We start from the raw sequence: 22,509 nt of genomic DNA, 5'->3' as shown, positions 1-22,509 counted from the left end.
CATGGGGAGCCTTTTTTCACGCGATATGGGCCTTGCGTCAGGCCAGCATCGTCATCGGGCTTTCAAGGTTTTCCTTGATCGCTTGCAGCAGATTGGCCCCAAGCGCGCCGTCGATGACCCGGTGATCGACGGACAGCGTGACGGACATCACCATGCCGACGGTCAGTTCGCCGTCCTTGCCGACGACCGGCTTCTTGACGCCCGCGCCGACGGCAAGAATTGCAGAGTGTGGCGGATTGATAATTGCATCAAAATTGTCGATCCCGAACATGCCCAGATTGCTGATCGCAAAGCTGCCGCCCTGATATTCCGCAGGGGCCAGCTTGCGGTCGCGGGCGCGGGTGGCCAGGTCCTTCATCTCGGCAGACAGCGCCGAGAGCGATTTCATCTCTGCATCCCGAAGGACTGGTGTGAACAAGCCACCTTCGATGGCGACGGCGACGGCCACGTCCGATTTCCTGAACTTCAGCGTGCGGTCACCGGCCCAGACGGCGTTCGCTTCCGGCACCTGTTGCAGGGCCAGCGCGCAGGCCTTGATGATGAAGTCGTTGACCGACAGCTTCACACCTCGCGCTTCGAGCTGTTTGTTGAGTTGGGCACGGAACTTCATCAAATCGTCGAGCAGAATGTCGCGACGCAGATAGAAATGCGGCACGGACTGCTTGGCCTCGGTCAGGCGCGCGGCGATGGTCTTGCGCATTCCATCCAGCTTGACCTCTTCGAAGGGACGGCCGTCATACATCTTGATGACCTGATCGGTGGACGGGCCAGAAGCCATCGCTGCAGCTTTCGGTGCATCCGTCTTCGGTGCGTCGGCCTTTGCAGGCTGAGCTGCGGCCTTCGGCTGGGCAGAAGCCCCCTCCACGTCCGCCTTCACGATGCGGCCGCGCGGGCCGGTGCCGGTCACCTCCGCAAGATCAAGCCCTTTGTCCGCGGCGATCCGCCGGGCGAGGGGAGACGCGAAGATGCGGTCGCCGGCGGCGTTCGTGGCGGGTTTGGCGGCCTTTTGGTCAGCCTTGTCGCCCGCCTTGAAGTCGTGGTCCTTGTCCTGCTGGGCCGCGTCGCCGTCGTTGCCATAGCCTTTGGCGGGTGCCGCCTTCTGGTCGGCCTTTTCGGCCTTTTCCGGGGTGGCGTCCTTGGGGGTGGCTTCGGCATCGTCCATGCTCTCGCCTTCCTCCAGCAGAACAGCGATGACGGCATTGACCTTCACGCCTTCGGTGCCTTCGGCGACCATCAGCTTGCCGATCACGCCTTCATCGACGGCTTCGAATTCCATCGTGGCCTTGTCGGTCTCGATCTCGGCCAGCAGGTCGCCGGAGGCGACGGTGTCCCCCTCCTTGACCAGCCATTTCGCCAGCGTGCCTTCCTCCATCGTGGGGGACAGTGCGGGCATCAGGATTTCCGTGGGCATCGCGCTGTTCCTTACTTGTAGGTGACCTTGCGGACGGCTTCGATCACCTCGGCGGTGGTCGTCAGCGCCAGCTTTTCCAGGTTCGCGGCATAGGGCATCGGCACGTCCTTGCCGGTGCAGTTGATGACCGGCGCGTCCAGATAGTCGAATGCTTCCTGCATGATGACCGACGAAATGTAGCTGCCCACGCTGCCTTGCGGCCAGCCTTCCTCGACGGTGACGCAGCGGTTGGTCTTCTTGACGGAATTCAGGATCGTTTCGGTATCCATCGGGCGCAGGGTGCGCAGGTTAATCACCTCGGCCTCGATCCCGTCTTCTGCCAGCTTGTCGGCGGCTTGCAGGGCGTAGGTCATGCCGATGCCGAAAGACACGATCGACACGTCGTCACCGGCGCGCTCGATCTTGGCCTTGCCGAAGGGGATGGTGAAATCGTCCATCACCGGCACGTCGAACGAACGCCCGTAAAGGATTTCGTTTTCGAGGAAGATCACCGGGTTCGGGTCGCGAATCGCGGATTTCATGAGGCCCTTCGCGTCGGCAGCAGAGTAGGGCATGCACACCTTCAGACCCGGCACCTGCATGAACCACGCGGCATAGTCCTGGCTGTGTTGCGCGCCGACGCGGGCGGCAGCGCCGTTCGGGCCACGGAACACCATCGGTGCGCCCATCTGGCCGCCGGACATGTAAAGCGTCTTGGCGGCAGAGTTGATGATCTGGTCCATCGCCTGCATGGCAAAGTTGAAGGTCATGAATTCCACGATCGGACGCAGTCCGCCAAAGGCCGCACCGACCGCGATGCCGGCAAAGCCGTGTTCCGTGATCGGCGTATCGATGATCCGCTTGGCTCCGAATTCGTCCAGCAGGCCCTGAGATATCTTGTAGGCCCCCTGATACTCGGCGACCTCCTCGCCCATCAGCAGAACCTTGTCGTCGCGGCGCATTTCCTCGGCCATCGCGTCACGCAACGCTTCGCGGACGGTCGTCGATTTCATCTCGGTCCCCTCCGGCCAGTCGGGGCTGGAATCCGGGGCCTTTGCGGTGGCCTTCGGCTTGGGATGCGACATGCCCGCGGCAGGGGCCGTTTCGGACGACTGTTCCTTGTCGGCAGCAACCGGGGCAGACGCCTTGGGCGCCTCGGCCTTGACGTCGTCCATCGTCTCGCCGTCATCGAGCAGCAGGGCGATCACATCGTTGACCTTCACGCCCTCGGTGCCTTCGGCCACGACAATCTTGCCAATGATGCCTTCATCGACGGCCTCGAATTCCATCGTGGCTTTGTCGGTCTCGATCTCGGCCAGGATGTCGCCAGAGGACACCTTGTCGCCCTCCTTGACCAGCCATTTCGCCAGCGTGCCTTCTTCCATCGTGGGGGACAGGGCGGGCATCAGAATTTCAGTTGCCATCGCTCAGGCCTCCTGCGGAACTTCGGTTGCGTAGATGTCGGTCCAGAGCTCGTCGAGGCCCGGCTCAGGCGACTCCTTGGAGAACTCGGCAGCGTCGTTGATGATGCCCTTGATCTCCTTGTCGATGGCCTTCAGGTCGTCTTCGCTGGCGTGCTTGCCGGTCAGCAGAACCTCGCGGATCTGTTCGATCGGGTCGCGTTCGTCGCGCATCTTCTGCACTTCCTCGCGAGTCCGGTACTTGGCCGGGTCCGACATCGAATGGCCGCGATAGCGGTAGGTTTTTACTTCAAGTATGTATGGTCCCTTGCCCGCACGGCAGTGCGCGACGGCCTTTTCGCCTGCGGCCTTGACCGCCAGCACGTCCATGCCGTCGACCTCCTCGCCGGGGATGCCATAGGCGGCACCGCGTTCCCACAGGGACGGCGACTTGGTGGATCGCTGCACGGAGGTGCCCATCGCATACTGGTTGTTCTCGATCACGAAGATCACCGGCAGGTCCCAGAGTTCGGCCATGTTGTAGGTCTCGTAGACCTGGCCCTGGTTCGCGGCACCGTCACCAAAATAGGCGAAGGTCACGCGGTCGTTGCCCAGATACTTGTCGGCGAAGGCCAGACCCGCGCCAAGCGGCACCTGCGCCGCGACGATGCCGTGACCGCCGTAGAAATGCTTTTCCTTCGAGAACATGTGCATGCTCCCGCCCTTGCCCTTGGAAAAGCCGCCCTCGCGGCCCGTCAGCTCTGCCATGATCCCCTTGGGGTCCATGCCGCATGCCAGCATGTGACCGTGGTCACGGTAGGATGTGACGCGCTTGTCGCCTTCGCCGGCGGCGGCTTCCAGGCCAACGACGACCGCTTCCTGTCCGATGTAGAGGTGACAGAAGCCACCGATCAGGCCCATGCCGTAAAGCTGGCCGGCCTTTTCCTCGAAACGGCGGATCATCAGCATTTCGCGGTAGTGGCCCAGCAGTTCTTCGGCGGAGACGTTGGCCCCCGAGTCCTGAATGCTCGCGTCTTGTTTCTTCGGCGGCATGGTCACTCCCTCTGCGCAACGAAAGATAGTTTAGCGTTAAACTAGTTATCGATGATAGAGTGGGCCGTGACGCAAGGCAATGCGATGCGGCGAATTAGTGCCAATCCAGCAGCGGTCCCTACTGGATGACGATCTCGTCGGTTCGCACCATGCCCAGCACGTCGCGCGCCTGACTGTCCAGCAAGTCCAGATCAAGGTAGTCGTCGGACAGACGTCGGGTCAGGTTTTCCATCCTCGCCACCTCTACCTTCAGTGTGGCCAGTTCCTGCCGTAATACCTTTGCCTCGGCATCCACCTCGGCGCGCTTGAACAGGCCGTAATCGCCCTGCACGGCGGCAAACGTGAAGTAAAGCCCAAGCATCAGGGTCAGCAGGAAGTAGATCAGGGTGCCCAGTCCGGGACGATTGCTGTCGGTCATGTCTTGCCTCGATCGCGCCTCGGAGGAGCGCATGGGTGGACCATCCCACATCGGGCCGACCCTGCAAACCGATCGAGCGGCCACGATCACGAAACTTTTCGCGACCGTGGCCTGCAGGACTCAGCCGGCGACGGAGGCCGCGTGGATTGCGTCGATGTTGCGCGCGATGGCGGCGTCGAAGTCGGCGTCCGATTGCTGCGCCGACAGCCCTTCGGTCAGGGCGCGGCTGAAACTGGCAATGATCCCCGGATTCAGTGCCAGCCGCCGCGTCGCCTCGTCCAGGCTGTAACCCCCGGACAGGGCGACCACGCGCATGATCCGGGGATGATCGACCAGCGGCTGATAATGACCGGGCGTTTCCGGCAGCGTCAGCTTGATCATGATCTCGGTCCCCTCGGGAAGGGTGTCGAGATGGCGCAGCACGCTGTCCAGCAGCAGCGCCTCCGCCTCGGCCTTGTCCGCGATGCTGATCGTGATTTCGGGTTCCAGGATCGGCATCATGTCGTGGGCCAGCACCTGACGGCCGACGTCGAATTGCTGGGCGACGATGGCGTCGATCCCCGCAACATTGGCCGCCCCGATGACCGACCGTTCCTTGGTGCCGAAGACGTCCAGCCCATGCGCCCGGTCCAGCAGCGCATCAAGTCCGGGCATCGGCTTCATCAGCTGCACGCCGTCCACTTGAGCCTCCAACCCCTTGTCGATCTTCAGGAATGGCACGACCCGCTGCGTGTTCCACAGATGCGCTGGTGCGGGTTCGCCTGCCAATTGCCGATCCATCGTATCCTCGAACAGGATCGCGCCGACGACCTTGTCGCCGTTGAAGGCGGGGGCAGCCACGATGCGCGCCCGCATGCTGTGGATCAGGTCGAACATCTCGGTGTCAGACGCAAAGGCGTCCGACGTGACACCGTAGGCCGCCAGCGCCTTGGGGGTCGATCCGCCGCTCTGGTCCAGTGCCGCGATGAAACCGTTGCCCGCACGCACCTGCGCTGCCATGTCCTTGTTCACCCTGTCGCTCCCTTGTCGCCGGGGCACAGCGCCCCCGGCCCTTGCATAGGCAGCGGGCGAGGGGTTGACAATTCTGGTTGCGCTAACGCGGGGAATGGTAGCGCAAACAGCGCTTTACTTCTCCAGTGCCGCCACGCCGGGCAGGGTCTTGCCTTCCATCCATTCCAGGAATGCGCCCCCTGCGGTGCTGACATAGGTGAAATCGCCAGCGACACCCGCCTTGTTCAGCGCTGCAACCGTGTCGCCGCCACCGGCCACGGAAACAAGTTTGCCAGCGCGGGTCAGTTGCGCTGCGGCTTTGGCTGCGGCGTTGGTGGCGGCATCAAAGGGCTCGATCTCGAATGCGCCCAGCGGGCCATTCCAGACCAGCGTTTTCGCCCGCTCCAGAACCTGCATGATATGGGCGACGGAATCGGGTCCAGCATCCAGGATCATCGCGTCCGCCGGGCAATCCTCGGTCTTGACCGTCTCGCTGGCGGCACCCGCCTTAAATTCCCTCGCGACCACGACATCGCGCGGCAGCAGGATTTCACACCCTTTGTCGGCGGCTTTCTGCGCAATGTCACGGGCGGTTTGGGCCAGATCATGCTCGCACAGGCTTTTGCCCACATCGATGCCACTGGCGGCAAGGAATGTGTTCGCCATGCCGCCGCCGATCACCAGCACATCGACCTTCTCGACGAGGTTCGACAGCAGATCGAGCTTCGTCGACACCTTCGCCCCGCCAACGACCGCGACCACCGGGCGCTCGGGCGATCCCAGCGCGCGGTCCAGCGCCGACAACTCCTCGGCCATCAGCCGCCCGGCGCAAGCGGGCAACAGGTGCGCCAGCGCCTCCGTGCTGGCGTGCGCCCGGTGTGCGGCGGAAAATGCGTCGTTCACGTAAACATCGCCCAGCGACGCAAGACGCTTGGCGAAACCTGCGTCATTCGCCTCCTCGCCGGGGTTGAAACGCAGGTTTTCCAGCAGCGCCACGTCGCCGTCCTGCATCCCAGCGACACCTTCGCCGTAGTTGCCGTTCAGAAAGATCACGTCCTGCCCCAAGGCGGATTCCAGCGCCGGGACGATCTGCTTCAACGACATCTCCGGCACGACGCGGCCCTTTGGCCGGTCGAAATGTGCCAGAAGGACGGGCAGACCGCCCTTGGCCTGGATGTCCTTCACCGTCGGCACGATGCGGTCGATGCGGGTCGTGTCGGTGACGCGGCCATCCTCGACGGGCACGTTGATATCGACGCGCACCAGCACCCGCTTGCCCGCCAGTTCCATGTCGTCGAGTGTCTTCCAAGCCATCCCGGCCTCCATCCGCTGTTTGTCCGCATTCCTGTGGCAAGGGGTCGCCCGCGTCAACCGGGCGTGACTTGGCATCGCGGGCCATTCGCCATATGTCACCCCCAAGTTCATCACAGGAAAGGTGCCGCAATGGCCGATATCAAGGACCCCGAAAACACGATCATCATGACGCTGAAGGATGGCGACGTCGTGATCCAGCTGCTGCCGGACGTGGCGCCGAAGCACGTCGAACGCATGAAGGAACTAGCCCGCGCCGGGGCCTACGACAACGTCGCCTTTCACCGCGTGATCGACGGTTTCATGGCGCAGACCGGCGACGTGGAACATGCGAACATGGAAAAGGACTACACCCCCTCCCGCGCCGGAACCGGCGGTTCGGACAAGCCGGACCTGCCTGCCGAATTCTCCAAGGTGCCACACGCCCGCGGATCGATCGGTGCCGCTCGGTCGTCCAGCCCGAATTCGGCCAACAGCCAGTTCTTCATCAACTTCAAGGACAACGATTTCCTGAACGGCCAGTATACCGTCTATGGCCAGGTGATCGAGGGCATGGCCCATGTCGATGCCATCGCCAAGGGCGAGCCGCCGCGCAATCCGGACCGGATGATCAGCATGAAGGTGGCCGCAGATGTTTAAGCTCGCAGCACTCTTGACGCTCGCGGCCGGCCCGGCCTTTGCCACCGGCCTTGACATCACCGTCGCGGGCGAGGCCAACGGCACCATCCACGTCGACCTCTTCGAGGACACGGCCCCCCAGCACGCCGCCCAGATCGAGGCGATCGCCGCCGCCGGGGGCTACGACGGCGTGGTGTTCCACCGGGTCATCGACGGCTTCATGGCGCAGACCGGCGACGTTGAATTCGGCAAGACGGGCGCTGATCTGTCCCGCGCCGGCACGGGCGGGTCCGAGATGCCGGACATCGCCGCAGAGTTCAGCACCGATCTGAGCTTCGAGCGTGGCGTCGTGGGCATGGCGCGCAGCCAGGACCCGAATTCGGCCAACAGCCAATTCTTCATCATGTTTGCACCGGGTCCGTTCCTGGACGGTCAATACACCATCGTCGGTCAGGTGACCGAGGGCATGGAGATCGTCGACCAGATCAAGCGTGGCGACGGCCCCAACGGGTCCGTCACCGGCGAACCGGACGTGATGACGGACGTCGTCGTTACCGAATAGCCAACGGCGCCGATCTTGAAACAACGAAGCGGGCCCTGCGGGGCCCGCACGACATTCCGGGTTCTTGCGGCGGGGTTCGATTCAGGTCGATGGGTCCCGTCCGGTTGATGGCTCTGGAGCTTCCGGCGGGGCACTATCAAGAAACTTAGACGCTCATGTGCCGCAAAAGGTTGCGGCCACGATCTCTTGCGGGGTCGGCGGCGCGGCATAGGGCGCGCGGGCGGCGTCAAGCGGGGCAAAGGGCTGTGTCACGACGCCAAGAAGCTTGTGGAACGGTGCCATATCGCCCGCGACTGCGGCGACGATGACCTCTTCGATCCGGTGGTTGCGGGGGATCACCCGGGGATTGGCCGCCGCCATGATCGTTGCATGGTCAACGGACCTGCGTGTCTGCCATGCGGCAACCCAGTCGGCAAAGCCCGCGGCATCCGAAAACTGCGAAGCGATGTCGGGGCCATTCAGTCCCGCGAAGGTATTCGTGAAATCCAACCGGTCCTGCGCCATCAGGGTCAGAAGCGTCTGGATCAAGTCGGCGTCGTCCAGACCGGGATCGGCCAGACCGATCTTGGCCCCGAAGACGGAAACCCACTCGGCCTGATAAAGATCGCCAAACCGATTGATGCGACCTGTAAAATCCTCGATCGCGGCGTCCTGATCGGGCATCAGCGGTATCAACGCCGTCGCGAACTGGGCAAGGTTCCACAGTGCGATGCCCGGCTGGTTCGCATAGGCATACCGCCCCATCCGGTCGATGCTGCTGAAAACCGTCGCCGGGTCATAGCCGTCCATGAAGGCGCAGGGGCCATAGTCGATGGTCTCTCCGCTGACGGCCATGTTGTCGGTGTTCATCACGCCGTGTATGAAACCTAGTCCCATCCACCGAGCGATCAGCCGGGCCTGTGCGGCGACGACAGCATCCAGCAGTCCGGGGATGCCGTCGGCCTGCGAATAATGCCGTGCGATCACATGATCCGTCAGGGCCTGCAACGCAGCCCGGTCCTGCCGCGCGGCATGGACCTGAAAGGTGCCGACGCGGATATGACTTTGCGCGATGCGGGTCAGCACGGCGCCGGGCAGGGCGGTTTCGCGATGAACGGTTTCACCCGTCGTGGCGGCAAAAAGGGCGCGGGTCGTGGGCACGCCCATCGCCGCCATCGCCTCGGACACCAGGTATTCCCGCAGCACCGGACCCAGCCAGGCGCGACCGTCGCCGGACCGGCTGTAGGGGGTCGGGCCGGACCCCTTCAGCTGGATGTCGCGGCGTATGCCGTCGGTGCCCACGACCTCGCCTAGCAGGATCGCGCGGCCGTCACCCAGTTGCGGGTTCCAGTTGCCGAACTGATGGCCGGCATAAAGCTGCGCCAGCGGGGCTGCCCCTGCGGGATTGGTGTTCCCGGCAAAGACCGCCAGCGCCTCTCGCGTTGTCAGCCAGTCGGGGTCGATCCCCAGCATGCTGGCCAAGGCATCGTTGTGAGCCAGCATCTGTGGCGCAGGCACGGGCGTGGGACCTATTCGCGTGAACATTTGCGGCAGCAGCCGGGCAAAACTGTTGTCGAAGGCAATCATAGCGGGTCCGTCATTATGCGTGCGCCGGGGACCGCGCGGAAGCCAGCCCGCGTGCAAAAGCGCGCGGCGGCGTCCGGGTCGGCCAGGGGCAGGATCGCGTGCATCGCCTTCATCCCGGCGCGGCCCAGGTTCACTGCGACGGCGTGCAGGACCTCGGTCCCGATGCCACGGCCGCGGACAGAGGGACGAATGTAGCATTCCTCGAGCCAGCCGACCATGCCGCCGTGCGGCATCGACCATCCGAACGTCACCATCACATACCCCAGCGGGCTGCTTTTGGGACCGATCAGCCAGATCGCCCCAAGAGGCGAGCCGTCCAGCAACGGCCCGGCCACAGTGGCGCGATGTCCATCGTCGTGGGGCAGGCCCGCGTCCGTATGATAGCGCGTCATCAGGTCCATGACGCGGTCGGCATCGGTGGCCGAGGCAAGGGCGATTGCAGTACTCACAGGCGGGCCAGACGCGCGGTCAGCAAGGCAAAGAAACCATCGGCGTCAACGTCGCCCATGAACATCGCATTCGGCGCGCGGTCCGTGACGCGCCACCAGTCCGCGACAGTCATGCCAAGGGTTAGGTCAGAGCCCGTCTCGACCACGACATTGACATGCCGTCCGGTAAACAGGTCCGGTTGCAGCAGGTAGGCGATCACACAGGGATCATGCAGCGGTGCCCCGGCCGAGCCGTATTTTTCCTTGTCGAACCGTTCGAAGAAGTTGGTCCATTCCGCGACCATGTCGCCCACGCGGCTGCCAAGGGCGCGAAAGGCGTCGACGCGGGCCTGTGTCGCAAGCGCCTTGTGTGTGACGTCAAGCGGCATGACGACCAGCGGCACGCCGGCGGCAAATACCTCGGCGGCAGCTTCGGGGTCGACGTAGATGTTGAATTCGGCGGTGGGCGTGATGTTTCCGACCTGAAAATAGGCACCACCCATCAACACGATCTCCTGCACGCGGGCGATGATGTCGGGCGCGCGGCGAAAGGCGGTCGCGATGTTGGTCAGCGGGCCAAGAGGGCAGAGCGTGACCGTGCCGGGTGCCGCACCGCGCAGGGTGTCGATGATGAAATCGACCGCATGTCTGGACTGCAAGGGCATCGTCGGATCCACCATCTGCGGCCCGTCAAGCCCGGTCTTGCCGTGTACATGCTCTGCCGTCACCAGCCGGCGCGCGAGTGGCGCGTCGCAGCCGACATAGACCCCCATGTCGGACCGACCGGCCAGTTCGCAGATGATTCTGGCGTTGCGCTGGGTCAGGGACAGCGGCACGTTGCCGGCGACCGCGGTGATGCCCATCACCTCGAGTTCCGGAGACGCCAGTGCCAGCAGGATCGCGACGGCGTCGTCCTGTCCGGGGTCCGTGTCTATGATGATCTTGCGCGGCATTGGTGGTCCTCGACGGTTTCGTCGCACAGTCTGACGCTGCTGCCGGGCAGGGGCAAGGGGGGCGTCGGGTCAGAAAAGGCTGTCTTTCGCGGAGCGTAGCGCCGTGTGCGGCTTGCGGTGTGCGTATCGGAACCGCAGGCTGCTACAGGGGATCGTCAGAATGGCGCATCGGCCCTGAGAGTCCGACCGGAATGGTGCCAATCCTTGCAGCATACGGGCACTGCGTCAGACGTGGCTTTGCGTCCCGCGCGCGAGGGCTGCGACCCCGGTGCGCGCCACCTCCTGCAGACCAAGCGGACGCATCAGGTCCGCGAAGGCGTCGATCTTTTCGGGTGTGCCCGTGATCTCGAACACGAAGGATTGCAGGGTGCTGTCGACCACGCTGGCGCGAAAGATGTCGGCAAGCCGCAGTGCCTCGACCCGCGCGTCGCCTTGACCGGCGACCTTCAGCAGCGCCAGTTCGCGTTCGACGGACGGGCCTTCGACCGTCAGGTCGTGCACCTCATGCACCGGCACGATCCGGCCAAGCTGCGCCTTGATCTGGACGATGACCTGCGGCGTGCCTGCCGTGACGATGGTGATGCGCGACCGATGTCCGGTGTGGTCGATCTCGGCCACGGTCAGGCTTTCGATGTTGTAGCCGCGTCCGGCGAACAGCCCGATGACGCGCGCCAGCACGCCCGGTTCGTTCTCGACGATCACGGCCAGCGTGTGCCGTTCGATGGTATCCCCGAAGGTGGGGCGCAGGTCATAGGCGGAGTGGCTGCTCGCGCCCTTCTTGATGTTCAGTGCCGACATGTTCAAATCCTTGTCTTTTCGGGCGTGGGTCGGACGTCGGTCAGACCAGCACCGCCCCCGTGGCCGTGATGGACCCCTGCACCTGCGCATTGGCCAGCAACATTTCGTTATGCGCCTTGCCCGATGGGATCATGGGAAAGCAGTTCTCGTGCTTTTCCACGAGGCAGTCAAAGATGACCGGCCCGTCGTAGGCGATCATTTCCTTGATCGCTTCGTCCAGATCGTCCGGATTGTCGCAACGAATGCCCTTGGCACCAAAGGCCTCGGCCAGTTTCACGAAGTCGGGCAGGGCCTCTGACCAGGACTGGCTGTAGCGTTCGCCGTGCAGCAGTTGCTGCCACTGGCGGACCATGCCCAGGCGTTCGTTGTTCAGGATGAACTGCTTGACGGGCAGTCGATATTGCATCGCCGTCCCCATCTCCTGCATGTTCATCAGCCATGACGCTTCGCCTGCCACGTTGATGACTAGCGCGTCACGGTGCGCCATCTGAACGCCGATCGAAGCGGGCATGCCGTAACCCATCGTGCCAAGGCCGCCGGAGGTCATCCAGCGGTTCGGTGCCTCGAACCCCATGTACTGCGCGGCCCACATCTGGTGTTGGCCGACCTCCGTGGTGATGTAGCGGTCGTGGTCCTTGGTCAGCGCCTCAAGCCGGCTCAACGCGTATTGCGGCCGGATCACCGGACTGTCCTGCGTGAAACCAAGGCAATCGACCTTGCGCCATTCGTCGATCTGCTTCCACCACTTCGCCAGCGACTCCCGCTCGGTGCGGCGACCCTGCGCCTTCCAGACCTTCAGCAGATCCTCCAGCACATGCGCCACGTCGCCAAGGATCGGCATGTCGACGTGGATCACCTTGTTGATGCTGGACGCGTCGATGTCGATATGCGCCTTCTGCGACTTGGGGCTGAAGGCGTCGATGCGGCCGGTGATGCGGTCGTCGAACCGGGCACCGATGTTGATCAGCAGATCGCAGCCGTGCATCGTCATGTTGGCTTCATAGGTGCCGTGCATCCCCAGCATCCCCAGCCACGCGGGGCCGGAGGCAGGATAGCAGCCAAGCCCCATCAGCGTCGAGGTGATCGGAAAGCCCGTGGCCTCCACCAATTCACGCAACAACTGCGACGCGGCGGGGCCGGAGTTCACGACGCCGCCGCCTGTGTAGAAGACCGGACGCTTTGCACGGGCCATTGCCTCGGCCAGTTCGGTGATCGTGGCGATGTCGCCCTTCACCTGGGGCGCGTAGTGCGAACGGCGCTTCGCCTTTTCCGAATAAGTGCCGTTGGCGAACTGCACGTCCTTGGGAATGTCGATCAGAACCGGACCGGGCCGACCCGAGGTCGCGACATGGAACGCCTCGTGAATGGTGTTGGCCAGCTTGTCGGTGTCCTTCACCAGCCAGTTGTGCTTGGTGCAGGCGCGGGTGATGCCGACGGTATCGGCCTCTTGAAAGGCATCGGTTCCGATCATGAAGGTCGGCACCTGACCCGTCAGCACGATGATCGGGATGCTGTCCATCAATGCATCGGTCAGGCCGGTGACCGCATTGGTCGCACCGGGGCCAGAGGTGACAAGCGCGACACCCGGCTTGCCGGTGGACCGGGCATAGCCTTCGGCGGCATGGACGGCCCCCTGTTCGTGACGGACAAGGACGTGCTGGATATGGTTCTGCTGGAAAATCTCGTCATAGATCGGCAGCACGGCTCCGCCGGGATAGCCGAACACGACCTCCACGCCCTGATCGATCAGGGCCTGCACCACCATCTTTGCGCCAGTCATCGTCTTTGTCATCGTTTCAGTCCTTGTCAGCGGTCGTCGTCGCAGGGTGTATCGCACAAAAAAGCCCCCGCGTTTGACGGGGGCGCATGGGGAACCGTTATGGTCAAACCGTCACCGGCCCATGCGCGTTCTTCCTACGATGAGTACGTCCGTGGTCATGCGGGATTCCTTTACGTGACGATGTTCTAGGCGGACCGCGCGAAAGGGTCAACCACAGGTCAGGAGAAAATGTCGTGAAGTCATGAAATTTCGCAACATTCGTAAATCAGCCCCGGGTTTTGCCTTTTCCTGCCAACACGACTGCCCCCGCTAGAAGCGCCAATCCGCCGAACGAGAGCGGGGCACCTTTGCGCTCGGTCGGGCGCGGCTGCATTTCGGTGCGGTCGTCCTGCGCCTGTCCCGGTTTCGCGCCGGCGTGTCCCGCATCCAGCAGATCGGAATCGGCACTGGCGGCCTCTGCTGTGGCGGGGGACGGAGCCTGTTTGGCCTGCGCCTCGATCTCGGCATCGATCTCGGCTCCCAAAAGGACGATGTAAGCGGACAGCCACAGCCACATCAGCAGGACGATGACGCCGCCCAACGCGCCGAACGTCTCGTTGTAAGTTGCGAAGTTGCTGACATAATATCCGAATGCGGCCGATCCCGCGATCCACAGAAGGCATGCGAATGCTGCCCCCGGGGTGATCCAGCGCCACTGGCGGTTTGGCCGCGCCGGGCCGAAGCGGTAGAGCACGGCCAGCCCGGCCGCCACGAGGATCAGCACGACGGGCCAGCGTACCAGCATGACATACCACACCGTGTCGGTCGGAAGGCGCAGGAACGTCAGTACGATAGGCAAGGCGACCAGTACCAGCACAATGCCGAAGAAGCCTGCGATCAGCCCCAGCGTCAGGCCGCCCCGGACGACGAAGGACCGAAAGAAGCTGCGCGGTTCGGTCACGTCGAAGGCGACGTTCAGCCCCTCGATCAGTGCCGCCATGCCATTGGTTGCGGAATAGAAGGCGGTTGCGAGGCCAAAGATCGCCGCCAGCCCCAGCCCGCCGCTGTCGCTTCCTGCAACCGATTTTGCCTGATCGATGACGATCTGCGCGGCCTCGGTCGGGATCACGCGGGTCAGGGTTTCAAGCTGGTCCACGATCGTGGCGGGGTCTGTGAAAAGCCCCGCCAGCGCCATGGCGGCGACCAGTCCCGGAAAAATCGCAAGCAGTCCGTAGAAGGCACAGCCCGCTGCGATCAACCCGATATGATCGTCGCCGATCTCGGTCCAGACCCGTTTGAGCAGCGCAACCCACCCCTTGGTCGTGATGTTTTTGGGGTGGGCGTCGGTCGTCGGCATTGCAGAATCCTCTTTGGGCGTCTGCACATCAATGCCGCGGTGAAGGCGATGTTCCGCCTAGCCCTCGGATTTACCGATCTTGTCCTGGGTCTGCGTCTCGAAATCGGACGCGGCGTGCCGTTCGTGCAACTGTTCGGACGGCTCTCCGAACAGGCGGTTCACCATGCGACCGCGCTTGTAGGCCGGGCGGTTCATGACCGTATCGGCCCAGCGCAGGACGTTGGTGTAGCTGGCGGCGTCCAGAAACGCAGCCGCATCATAAACCTGTCCCTTGACCAAGGCTCCATACCAGGGGGCCGTCGCCATGTCCGCGATGGAATAGTCGGACCCGCTCAGGTATTCGCGGTCGGCCAGGTTGCGGTCCAGCACATCGAGCTGGCGCTTGGCTTCCATCGTGAAGCGATTGATCGGGTATTCGAACTTTTCGGGTGCATAGGCGTAGAAATGCCCGAACCCGCCGCCAAGGTAGGGCGCAGAGCCTTGCAGCCAGAACAGCCAGTTCATGGCCTCGGTTCGCGCCTTGCGGTCCTTCGGCAGGAAGGCGTCGAATTCTTCGGCGAGGTAGAGGAGGATCGACGCGCTCTCGAAGATGCGGGTGTCGGTCTGGGTGTCCAGCATCGCCGGGATCTTGGAATTCGGATTGATGCAGACGAACCCCGATCCGAACTGATCGCCGTCACCGATGCGGATCGGCCAGGCGTCATATTCCGCGCCCGCATGCCCGGCCTCCAGCAATTCCTCCAGCATGACCGTCACCTTCACGCCATTCGGCGTGGCGAGCGAGTGCAGCTGGAAACGGTGATCGCCGCGCGGCAGGTCCTTGTCATGGGTGGCCCCGGCGATGGGGCGGTTGGTCTTCGCGAACTGGCCGCCATTCTCGGCGTCCCAGGTCCAGACCGCGGGCGGGGTGTAATCGGACATCTCTGGCCTCCTTCATGTTGACGCCAGAGATAGCCCCGCGCGGCCCGCATGCAAAGTGCGCTGACGCAGGCCGTGCTGTGCGGAGGCTTTCCTGACGATGCCGTGCTGGCCGCGACTTGCCCTTCGGTCGCGACAGTTTCGTGCGGTTTGCACTTGCCAGCGCCGCGATCGGATGCAGGATCGGCGGGACTTCAACGCGCGGACCCAGACGCCGGTCCGTGAACTCCTGCCTCCAACGGATTGTAACCATGCGCCTTTATCTATCCTCTCAACGCCTTGGCCGTCATGCTGATACGCTGGTGCGGCTTGTCGGCAAGCGGCGCAACACGCTCGTGATCGGCAATGCGCTGGACTACATCCCCGCCGCCGCGCGCGCAGTCTATGCCGCGACGACCTACGACCCGGTGGCCGAACTGCACGCGCTTGGCCTGCCAGCAGGCTGGTTCGACCTGCGGGACTACGTCGGTTCGCCGATCCGGCTGCACGATCAGCTTTCGGCCTGCGGGCTGGTCTGGGTGCTGGGCGGCAACGCCTTTGTGCTGCGCCGCGCGATGCGCGCCAGCGGCTTTGACGGGGTGATCCACGGGTTGCTGGCACAGGATGCGCTAGTCTATGGCGGCTTCAGCGCCGGGGCCATCGTCGCGGCACCCACCCTGCGCGGCCTCGATCTGATGGACGACCCCAAGGTCGGCACCTTCGGGGATGAGGCGATTTCCTACGAAGGCCTCAACCTCTTTCCGAAATCCGTGGTCCCGCATGCGGGCTCTGGCCATCGCGATTCCAGTGGCGCGGACAAGGCGGCGCAGTGGCTGACCGATCAGCGGATGCCATTCGTCGCGTTGCAGGACGGGCAGGTCATCGTCGTCGAGGGCGACCGGACGACCTTGATGCCCTAGCGCACGACCGAGGACCCGTTGGGCAGGTTGATCCGCGCAACCTGTTCGGCGATGGGATCGGTCGACAGCGGATGCAGCGCGGAATCGTAGCCATCCGGATCGCCGATATCCGCCCAGACGCCGTCGCGAAAGATCTCGAGGGCGGTGAAATTCGCCTTGTAGCCCATCTTGGGACTGCCCGGCACCCAGTAGCCCAGATAGACGTAAGGCAGACCCAGCTCGCGCGCGATCGCGATGTGATCGAGGATCAGGAAACTGCCGGGGCTGTCCCGCTCCAGCTCGGGCGCGAAGAACGAATACACCATCGACAGCCCGTCATCGAGGATATCCGTCAGGCAGGCCGCAACCGGTCCCGCCTTGCTGTCGCGCATGTCGGCGTATTCGATCAGCCGCGACCGGACCGGCGTCTCCTCGACCATCGCGGCGAATTCGAACATGTCCATGTCCGCCATCCCGCCGTCCGCATGGCGTGCGTCAAGATAGCGGCGGAACAGCTCGTACTGGTCTTCCGTCGCCCAGGGCGAGGTCGCCCGGCGCTTGAGCATCGCGTTGCGCTTCAGGACCCTGCGCTGGCTGCGGGTGGGCTGAAAATCCGCCACCCGGATGCGGGCGGACATGCAGGCGGCACATTCGGCGCAGCTTGGCCGGTACAGCACGTTCTGCGACCGTCGGAACCCCTGCTTTGACAGGGTATCGTTCAACGCCGTCGCGGCCTCGCCCTGCAGGGCGGTGAACAGCTTTCGTTCCATCCGCCCGTCAAGATACGGACAGGGTTGCGGGGCCGTCACGTAGAATTGCGGCGTCGGAGGAAGCAGGTGGCGCATGAGGTGAAGATAGTGGCCCGCGGGGTGCGCCGACAAGCCCCCCGAAATGCGGAATTGTCGTGACCGAGATTTTCCGCCTGCTCCGTGACGCTCAGGCGGGGCGATTGATCGCGGTCGTGCCCAGCAGATAGTCGCTGACGCCCTGACCGCGCGGTGTGGTGGCCATCATTGCCGCCGACAGCAGTTGCAGCGGAAAAGTGACGAACGAGACCGTATAGCCCAGCGTGTGCAACAAGGCGGTCGTGCCGTTCAGGCGGGCACCGTCATGTGCGCGCAGTTCGATCCCCATCAGGCGCATCCCCCACGTGGCGGACCCGCCCGCGATGGTGAACCAGCGATAGACGAAGCCGACCGTCATCATCAGGACCGGAAAGAAGAAGATCGCCGTGAAGGCCGTGAAGGGCACGATCAGCAGCGACACGATCAGCACCAGCGTCACGTCGGCGGCCCAGGCCAGCGCCCGTTTGGTCGGCACGCCGGCGTAGAAGTCGGCGTCATGTTCCGGGTCGGGCAGGCCGTTGGTCAGGGGCAAGGGAGCGGTCATCATTGTCGTGGTCCTTTGATTGGCAGGGCGGCGGCCCCGGATGTCGGGGCCGCCAGAGACGCATCATGCCTTTGCAGTTCAGGAGTCGCTGCGCGGTTCCTGCACAGCAGTGTCGCCCTTGCGATCGGCCATGAACTGGTCGAACTCGGCCTTGTCCTTGGCGTCGCGCAGACGGCCGAGGAAATCGTTGAAGCTGTCCTGCTCTTCCTGCAGGCGGCGCAGCGTCTCTTCCTTGTAGGCATCAAAAGCCCGGTTGCCGGAAGATTGCATCACGCTGCCACCAAAAGGACGGGACATGGCGCGAATGGGTGTATTGCGGGAAAACATGCGTTTGCTCCAGATCATGTAGGCCAGAAGGGCGAGGCCGACTGGCCACACCAGAATGAATCCCGCGATCATCGCGACGATCCAGGCACCCTTGCCACGGGCGTCAAGCCAGGCTTCGGTGCGGCGCAACCAGACCATCGGGCCGCTGGGTTGGCTGTAAGAGGGGGTCGAATACATCGGCGTGCTCCTGTCGGTGTTGATGTTAATGTCGTTCACATTCTCGATATGAGGTCGGACGTCCATTCCTGCAAGGGTCGATGTGAAGGTAATTTACATTGCCGAGTATCAGCTTGCGAAATCAGCCACTTGCGCGCCGGAAATTCGCAAGAGGTCCTGCGGGGCGATGGCGAAGATGTGTCGCGGCGTGCCGGCGGCGGCCCAGACCGTTCCGAAAGCCAGCAACGCGGGATCGAGGAAGGCCCGCACCGGCGAAAGATGCCCGACCGGCGACACGCCACCTATGGCAAAGCCGGTCTGCGCGCGCACCGCATCCGCGTCGGCGCGCACCAACGCCTCACCGGCGACCAAAGCGGCGCGGGCAGGGTCCACCTGTCGCCCGCCCGCCGTGACGAACAGCACGACGGCACCGCTCTCGGCACCCTGAAACACGATCGACTTGGCGATCTGGTCCAGTGCACAGCCCGCCGCGGCTGCTGCCTGCGCCGCCGTGCGCGTCTCGGCCGCCATTTCCAGTGGCACGATGTCCAGCCCCGCAGCGATCAATGCGGCCTGAACCCGCTTCAAACTCTTGCTCATCGCCAGCCCTTTCGCCACGCTTGCACTATTGCCCGAAAGGGCTGGCGGCTCCAGCCCCGCCAAGACCAACTCGAAAGACGCCTGCATGACCCTCTCTGTCCGCATGACCCGCCACCCGCGTCCCTTTGACGCCGATCGTGGGGCCGACGCATCGGCTCATGTGCCTTGGGCCGACGCCCCCCTGCGCGATCTGATCGCGGGAACCGCCGGGTGCAGCCCTTACCTTGCGGGATTGATTGCGCGAGAGGCGGATTGGCTGCAAGCCGCCCAGAACGATCCAGAAGCGGCTCTGGCGCAGACCCTTGCGGCGATTCCCGCGATCCCGTTTGCCGACCTCGGTCCCGGCCTGCGGCAGTCAAAGGCGCGGGTCGCCTTGCTGACGGCACTGTGCGATCTGGCAGGCGTCTGGCCCTTGTCAACCGTGACGCAGGCGCTGACCGACCTTGCTGCCGCATCCGTGCAGGCCTGCATCGTGCCGCTTGTCGCGGCCGAGATCGCGCGCGGCAAGCTGCCCGGACTGATCCCCGACGACGCCGCCGACGCAGGCGGCATGGTCGTGCTGGCGATGGGCAAGCAGGGCGCGGGAGAGCTCAATTACTCCTCCGACATCGACCTGATCTGTCTGTTCGACGACGATCGCTTCACGCCAGAGGACAGCGTGACCGCCCGCGCCGCCTTTGTCCGCGTCACCCGTCGCATGTGCGCGTTGCTGTCGGACAACACCGCCGACGGCTACGTTTTTCGCACGGACCTGCGACTGCGGCCCGATGCCTCCGTCATGCCGGTCTGCCTGTCGATGACCGCCGCAGAGCGCTATTACGAAAGCGTGGGGCGCACCTGGGAACGTGCCGCCTACATCAAGGCCGCGCCCTGTGCCGGTGACATCTCCGCGGGGCAGCGGTTCCTCGACACGCTGCGCCCTTTCGTCTGGCGCAAGCATCTGGACTATGCCGCGATCCAGGACGCCCACGACATGCGGCTGCGCATCCGCGACCACAAGGGTCTGGGCGGCAGGCTGACCCTTGAGGGGCACAACATGAAACTGGGCCGCGGCGGCATCCGCGAGATCGAGTTCTTCACCCAGACGCGCCAATTGATCGCGGGGGGCCGCGATGCGTCATTGCGGGTGCGCGGCACTGTCGCGGGACTGTCGCGGCTTGCGGCCTCGGGCTGGATACCGGTCGATCTGCGCGACCGTCTGTCCGACCACTACACGGCGCATCGCACCGTCGAGCACCGGTTGCAGATGATCAACGACGCGCAGACCCACAGCCTGCCGCAGGACGCCGCTGGCTTCGACCGGCTGGCCGCCTTCATGGACACGGACAGCGCGACCCTGCGCGCCGACCTGACCGATCGCCTGACCGAGGTCCACAGCCTGACCGAAGGCTTCTTTGCCCCCGACAGCCCCCGCAAGGCCGATCCGGGCGACTGGGGGCAAGAGATCACGGCCCGCTGGCCGGATTACCCGGCGCTCCGGTCGGCCCGCGCCGTGCAGACCTTCGAGCGCCTGCGCCCCGGCATCCTGTCGCGACTGGCAGAGGCCGCCCGGCCCGAAGAGGCGCTGATCAACTTCGACGCCTTCCTGTCCGGCCTGCCCGCTGGCGTCCAGCTATTCGCCCTGTTCGAGGCGAACCCCAGCCTGACGCAGTTGATCGTCGACATCTGCGCCACGGCACCGGCGCTGGCCCAGTATCTATCGCGCAACGCGGGCGTGCTGGATGCGGTGATCGGCGGCGATTTCTTCGCACCTTGGCCGGGGGTGGCTGCGCTGACGACTGCGCTTGCTGATGCGATGGGCGGCACCGACGACTTCGAGACGGCGCTGAACATCGCCCGCCGCTGGGCGCGGGAGTGGCATTTCCGCATCGGCGTCCACCACCTGCGCGGCCTGACGGACGCGACCGACAGTGGCCAGCACTACGCCGACCTGGCCGAGGCGGTGATCGCAGGCATCTGGCCCGTCGTCTGCGCCGATTTCGCCCGCAGGCACGGACCGCTGCCTGGGCAGGGGGCCGTTGTGCTGGGCATGGGGTCACTGGGTGCCGGGCGGTTGAACGCCCTGTCCGACGTGGACCTGATCGTGATCTACGACGCCGACGTCTGGGGCAATTCGACAGGCCCGCGACCGCTGCCGGTCCGCAGCTACTATGCGCGGCTGACGCAGGCGCTGGTCACGGCGCTGTCCGCACCGATGGCCGATGGCCGCCTATACGAGGTCGACATGCGCCTGCGCCCATCGGGCAAACAGGGTCCGGTCGCAACCTCCTGGGCCGCCTTCCGCGACTACCAGCAGGAAGAGGCCTGGACCTGGGAACATCTCGCGCTGACCCGCGCCAAGCCGATTGCCGGGGCAAAGGTGCTGATGGCAGGGGTCGAGGCGTTCCGCCGCAGCCTGCTGAAGTCGAAGGGGCGCGGACCCGGCGTTCTGACCGACGTCGCCGCCATGCGCGCGCGACTGGCCGACGCAAAGCCGGCGCAGGGCGACTGGGATGCCAAGATGGGGCCGGGCCGGCTGATGGATGTCGAGCTCGCCGCGCAGACCGCGGCCCTTGTCATGGGGTCGGATCTGCGCGATGTCCCGGGGCAGATCGCGGCCGGTGTCGCGGGCGGCTGGCTCGACGCCGCAGATGGCGCAGCACTCGACCGTGCGGCCGGGCTTTTCTGGCGCTTGCAGGCGGCCGGGCGATTGCTGACCGGTGGCGTGCTGGACCCGGGTGCGCTGGGCGAAGGTGGCCGCCGCTTTGTGCTGCGGGAAACGGGGTTCGACACGATGAATGATTTGCAGGCAGCCATGGCAGACGCGGCAGCTTCGGCCGATGCGGTCATCGGCGCGCGGCTTGCCCGATGAAGGGCGACGCTCTGGACCCCGCCGGGCTGATCCGCGAGGCGTTTCGCATCGACGGCATCACGGCGGCCGACTGTCGCGTCATCTTTCTGGACTGGGCGATGAAGAGAAGCCAGACCGGTGACCTGCGGGCGCGGGTGGCCGCGTTGTGCGATCAATATGCAGATCAGCCTGCGGATCATCCGATGATGCAGACGCTGAAGGCAGGTCTGGCGCGATCACCGATCGCACGACGCCGCGGCGGTCGGGCCGGACGGGCCGCAACTCAGGACGACGAACCGGCCTGACGCATTACTTGCCATCGATTGCGGTCCTTCAGACCGATTCGACAAGCGGGGCAGCCGACCAGCCCCTAAAATCATCCGCGTCGATTCAACTGGAGGTTGTGTAGATATCGAGGTATTTAATGCTACCGAGACCGCGTCGCCCCCTGCTAATTCATAGCTATCGGATCGAAAGGATATCTCCATGAACAGGTTCTGTTTTGTCGCCACCGTCGCCCTCGCGATGCCAAGCGCAGCGTTTGCCCAGGCTGCCGCCGGGTCTGCCGATGACGCCTTTGCCAGGGCGACCGAAGCGAATGTCTGCGAATTCGGCGTCAAATCCGCCAGCTACATGACGGCAAGCCAGATCACCACGATCTGCCTGACCGAGAGTGAGGCCGTCACGGGTTTCGTGCCACTGCTGGGCGGCTTCGCCCCGGCGCTGTTTCCCGCATTGGCCGTTCTGGTCGGCGTGGCCGGCAGCGGCGCGGCGACCGATGCGACTTCGACGACGACGTCCAACTGAC

At 64.4% G+C, this 22,509-nt stretch carries 23 protein-coding genes; 6 read left to right on the top strand and 17 right to left on the bottom strand.

Going from position 1 to position 22,509, the window contains the following annotated elements; all coding sequences use genetic code 11:
• Positions 1-37 precede the first annotated feature (37 nt).
• From ACOI1H_RS09140 to ACOI1H_RS09115, 6 genes are all read right to left on the bottom strand, one after another.
• Positions 38-1,411, bottom strand: coding sequence for a pyruvate dehydrogenase complex dihydrolipoamide acetyltransferase (locus ACOI1H_RS09140; RefSeq protein WP_422436837.1), 1,374 nt, complete (start codon positions 1,409-1,411; stop codon positions 38-40).
• A gap of 11 nt (positions 1,412-1,422) precedes the next feature.
• Complete coding sequence (locus ACOI1H_RS09135) at positions 1,423-2,814, bottom strand: pyruvate dehydrogenase complex E1 component subunit beta (protein WP_422436836.1); 1,392 nt, start codon at positions 2,812-2,814, stop codon at positions 1,423-1,425.
• Between the two features lie 3 nt (positions 2,815-2,817).
• Positions 2,818-3,843, bottom strand: a complete 1,026-nt coding sequence (gene pdhA / locus ACOI1H_RS09130) for a pyruvate dehydrogenase (acetyl-transferring) E1 component subunit alpha (protein WP_422436834.1) — start codon at positions 3,841-3,843, stop codon at positions 2,818-2,820.
• Between the two features lie 118 nt (positions 3,844-3,961).
• Positions 3,962-4,261 carry an FtsB family cell division protein gene (locus ACOI1H_RS09125; protein WP_422436833.1) on the bottom strand — a complete coding sequence of 100 codons (300 nt, stop codon included), beginning with the start codon at positions 4,259-4,261 and terminating at the stop codon, positions 3,962-3,964.
• Between the two features lie 120 nt (positions 4,262-4,381).
• Positions 4,382-5,260, bottom strand: coding sequence for a fructose bisphosphate aldolase (locus ACOI1H_RS09120; protein WP_422436907.1), 879 nt, complete (start codon positions 5,258-5,260; stop codon positions 4,382-4,384).
• Between the two features lie 126 nt (positions 5,261-5,386).
• Positions 5,387-6,565: a phosphoglycerate kinase gene (locus tag ACOI1H_RS09115; protein WP_422436831.1), complete on the bottom strand. Its 1,179-nt coding sequence runs from the start codon at positions 6,563-6,565 to the stop codon at positions 5,387-5,389.
• Between the two features lie 129 nt (positions 6,566-6,694).
• Here ACOI1H_RS09115 and ACOI1H_RS09110 point away from each other — a divergent pair, with 129 nt between their 5' ends.
• Positions 6,695-7,201, top strand: coding sequence for a peptidylprolyl isomerase (locus tag ACOI1H_RS09110; protein WP_422436829.1), 507 nt, complete (start codon positions 6,695-6,697; stop codon positions 7,199-7,201).
• Positions 7,194-7,742, top strand: a complete 549-nt coding sequence (locus ACOI1H_RS09105) for a peptidylprolyl isomerase (RefSeq protein WP_422436827.1) — start codon at positions 7,194-7,196, stop codon at positions 7,740-7,742. The genes ACOI1H_RS09110 and ACOI1H_RS09105 overlap by 8 nt, the downstream gene beginning before the upstream one ends.
• Before the next feature lie 153 nt (positions 7,743-7,895).
• Here ACOI1H_RS09105 and ACOI1H_RS09100 read toward each other — a convergent pair whose 3' ends face one another.
• From ACOI1H_RS09100 to yghU, 7 genes are all read right to left on the bottom strand, one after another.
• Complete coding sequence (locus tag ACOI1H_RS09100) at positions 7,896-9,308, bottom strand: protein adenylyltransferase SelO (RefSeq protein WP_422436825.1); 1,413 nt, start codon at positions 9,306-9,308, stop codon at positions 7,896-7,898.
• Complete coding sequence (locus ACOI1H_RS09095; RefSeq protein ID WP_422436824.1) at positions 9,305-9,757, bottom strand: GNAT family N-acetyltransferase; 453 nt, start codon at positions 9,755-9,757, stop codon at positions 9,305-9,307. Before ACOI1H_RS09095 ends, ACOI1H_RS09100 begins: the two co-directional genes overlap by 4 nt.
• Complete coding sequence (locus ACOI1H_RS09090; RefSeq protein ID WP_422436822.1) at positions 9,754-10,689, bottom strand: nucleoside hydrolase; 936 nt, start codon at positions 10,687-10,689, stop codon at positions 9,754-9,756. Before ACOI1H_RS09090 ends, ACOI1H_RS09095 begins: the two co-directional genes overlap by 4 nt.
• A 225-nt stretch (positions 10,690-10,914) precedes the next feature.
• A complete protein-coding gene (ilvN, locus tag ACOI1H_RS09085; protein ID WP_422436820.1) occupies positions 10,915-11,487 on the bottom strand; it encodes an acetolactate synthase small subunit in 573 nt (190 codons plus the stop codon).
• 40 nt (positions 11,488-11,527) lie between these two features.
• Complete coding sequence (locus ACOI1H_RS09080; RefSeq protein ID WP_422436818.1) at positions 11,528-13,279, bottom strand: acetolactate synthase 3 large subunit; 1,752 nt, start codon at positions 13,277-13,279, stop codon at positions 11,528-11,530.
• 253 nt (positions 13,280-13,532) lie between these two features.
• Positions 13,533-14,603 (bottom strand): YihY/virulence factor BrkB family protein, encoded by a 1,071-nt coding sequence (locus ACOI1H_RS09075; protein ID WP_422436816.1) that lies wholly within the window; start codon positions 14,601-14,603, stop codon positions 13,533-13,535.
• Positions 14,604-14,660: 57 nt separating this feature from the next.
• Positions 14,661-15,524 carry a glutathione-dependent disulfide-bond oxidoreductase gene (gene yghU, locus ACOI1H_RS09070; protein WP_422436814.1) on the bottom strand — a complete coding sequence of 288 codons (864 nt, stop codon included), beginning with the start codon at positions 15,522-15,524 and terminating at the stop codon, positions 14,661-14,663.
• A 248-nt stretch (positions 15,525-15,772) separates the two neighbouring features.
• Between yghU and ACOI1H_RS09065 the strand changes: the two genes are divergently transcribed.
• Entirely contained in the window at positions 15,773-16,420 is a 648-nt protein-coding gene (locus ACOI1H_RS09065; protein WP_422436812.1) for a Type 1 glutamine amidotransferase-like domain-containing protein, read from the top strand.
• On the opposite strand, the gene ACOI1H_RS09060 is transcribed toward ACOI1H_RS09065, so the two are convergent.
• The 4 genes from ACOI1H_RS09060 to ACOI1H_RS09045 all read right to left on the bottom strand — a co-directional run bounded on the left by ACOI1H_RS09060 (position 16,417) and on the right by ACOI1H_RS09045 (position 18,871).
• Positions 16,417-17,244: an arginyltransferase gene (locus ACOI1H_RS09060; RefSeq protein ID WP_422436810.1), complete on the bottom strand. Its 828-nt coding sequence runs from the start codon at positions 17,242-17,244 to the stop codon at positions 16,417-16,419. The two genes, ACOI1H_RS09065 and ACOI1H_RS09060, sit on opposite strands and share 4 nt — an antisense overlap.
• 91 nt (positions 17,245-17,335) lie before the next feature.
• On the bottom strand, positions 17,336-17,791 hold the full coding sequence (locus ACOI1H_RS09055) for an RDD family protein (RefSeq protein WP_422436809.1): 456 nt from the start codon (positions 17,789-17,791) through the stop codon (positions 17,336-17,338).
• Positions 17,792-17,866: 75 nt separating this feature from the next.
• Entirely contained in the window at positions 17,867-18,292 is a 426-nt protein-coding gene (locus tag ACOI1H_RS09050) for a DUF2852 domain-containing protein (protein ID WP_422436807.1), read from the bottom strand.
• A gap of 108 nt (positions 18,293-18,400) precedes the next feature.
• Positions 18,401-18,871, bottom strand: coding sequence for a YbaK/EbsC family protein (locus ACOI1H_RS09045; RefSeq protein ID WP_422436806.1), 471 nt, complete (start codon positions 18,869-18,871; stop codon positions 18,401-18,403).
• Between the two features lie 85 nt (positions 18,872-18,956).
• On the opposite strand from ACOI1H_RS09045, the gene ACOI1H_RS09040 reads away from it, so the two are divergent.
• From ACOI1H_RS09040 to ACOI1H_RS09030, 3 genes are all read left to right on the top strand, one after another.
• Complete coding sequence (locus ACOI1H_RS09040; RefSeq protein WP_422436805.1) at positions 18,957-21,722, top strand: glutamine-synthetase adenylyltransferase; 2,766 nt, start codon at positions 18,957-18,959, stop codon at positions 21,720-21,722.
• The gene (locus tag ACOI1H_RS09035) at positions 21,719-22,006 is read left to right on the top strand and encodes a hypothetical protein (protein ID WP_422436804.1); all 288 of its coding nucleotides are present in this window, start codon (positions 21,719-21,721) and stop codon (positions 22,004-22,006) included. Before ACOI1H_RS09040 ends, ACOI1H_RS09035 begins: the two co-directional genes overlap by 4 nt.
• Before the next feature lie 181 nt (positions 22,007-22,187).
• Positions 22,188-22,508, top strand: coding sequence for a hypothetical protein (locus ACOI1H_RS09030; protein WP_422436803.1), 321 nt, complete (start codon positions 22,188-22,190; stop codon positions 22,506-22,508).
• The last annotated feature ends 1 nt before the right edge of the window (position 22,509 follow it).

Origin of the sequence: Loktanella sp. DJP18, assembly GCF_049310965.1 — a bacterium.
Classification (GTDB): Bacteria; Pseudomonadota; Alphaproteobacteria; order Rhodobacterales; family Rhodobacteraceae; genus Loktanella.
This window is presented reverse-complemented; position numbering and strand designations above follow the sequence as displayed.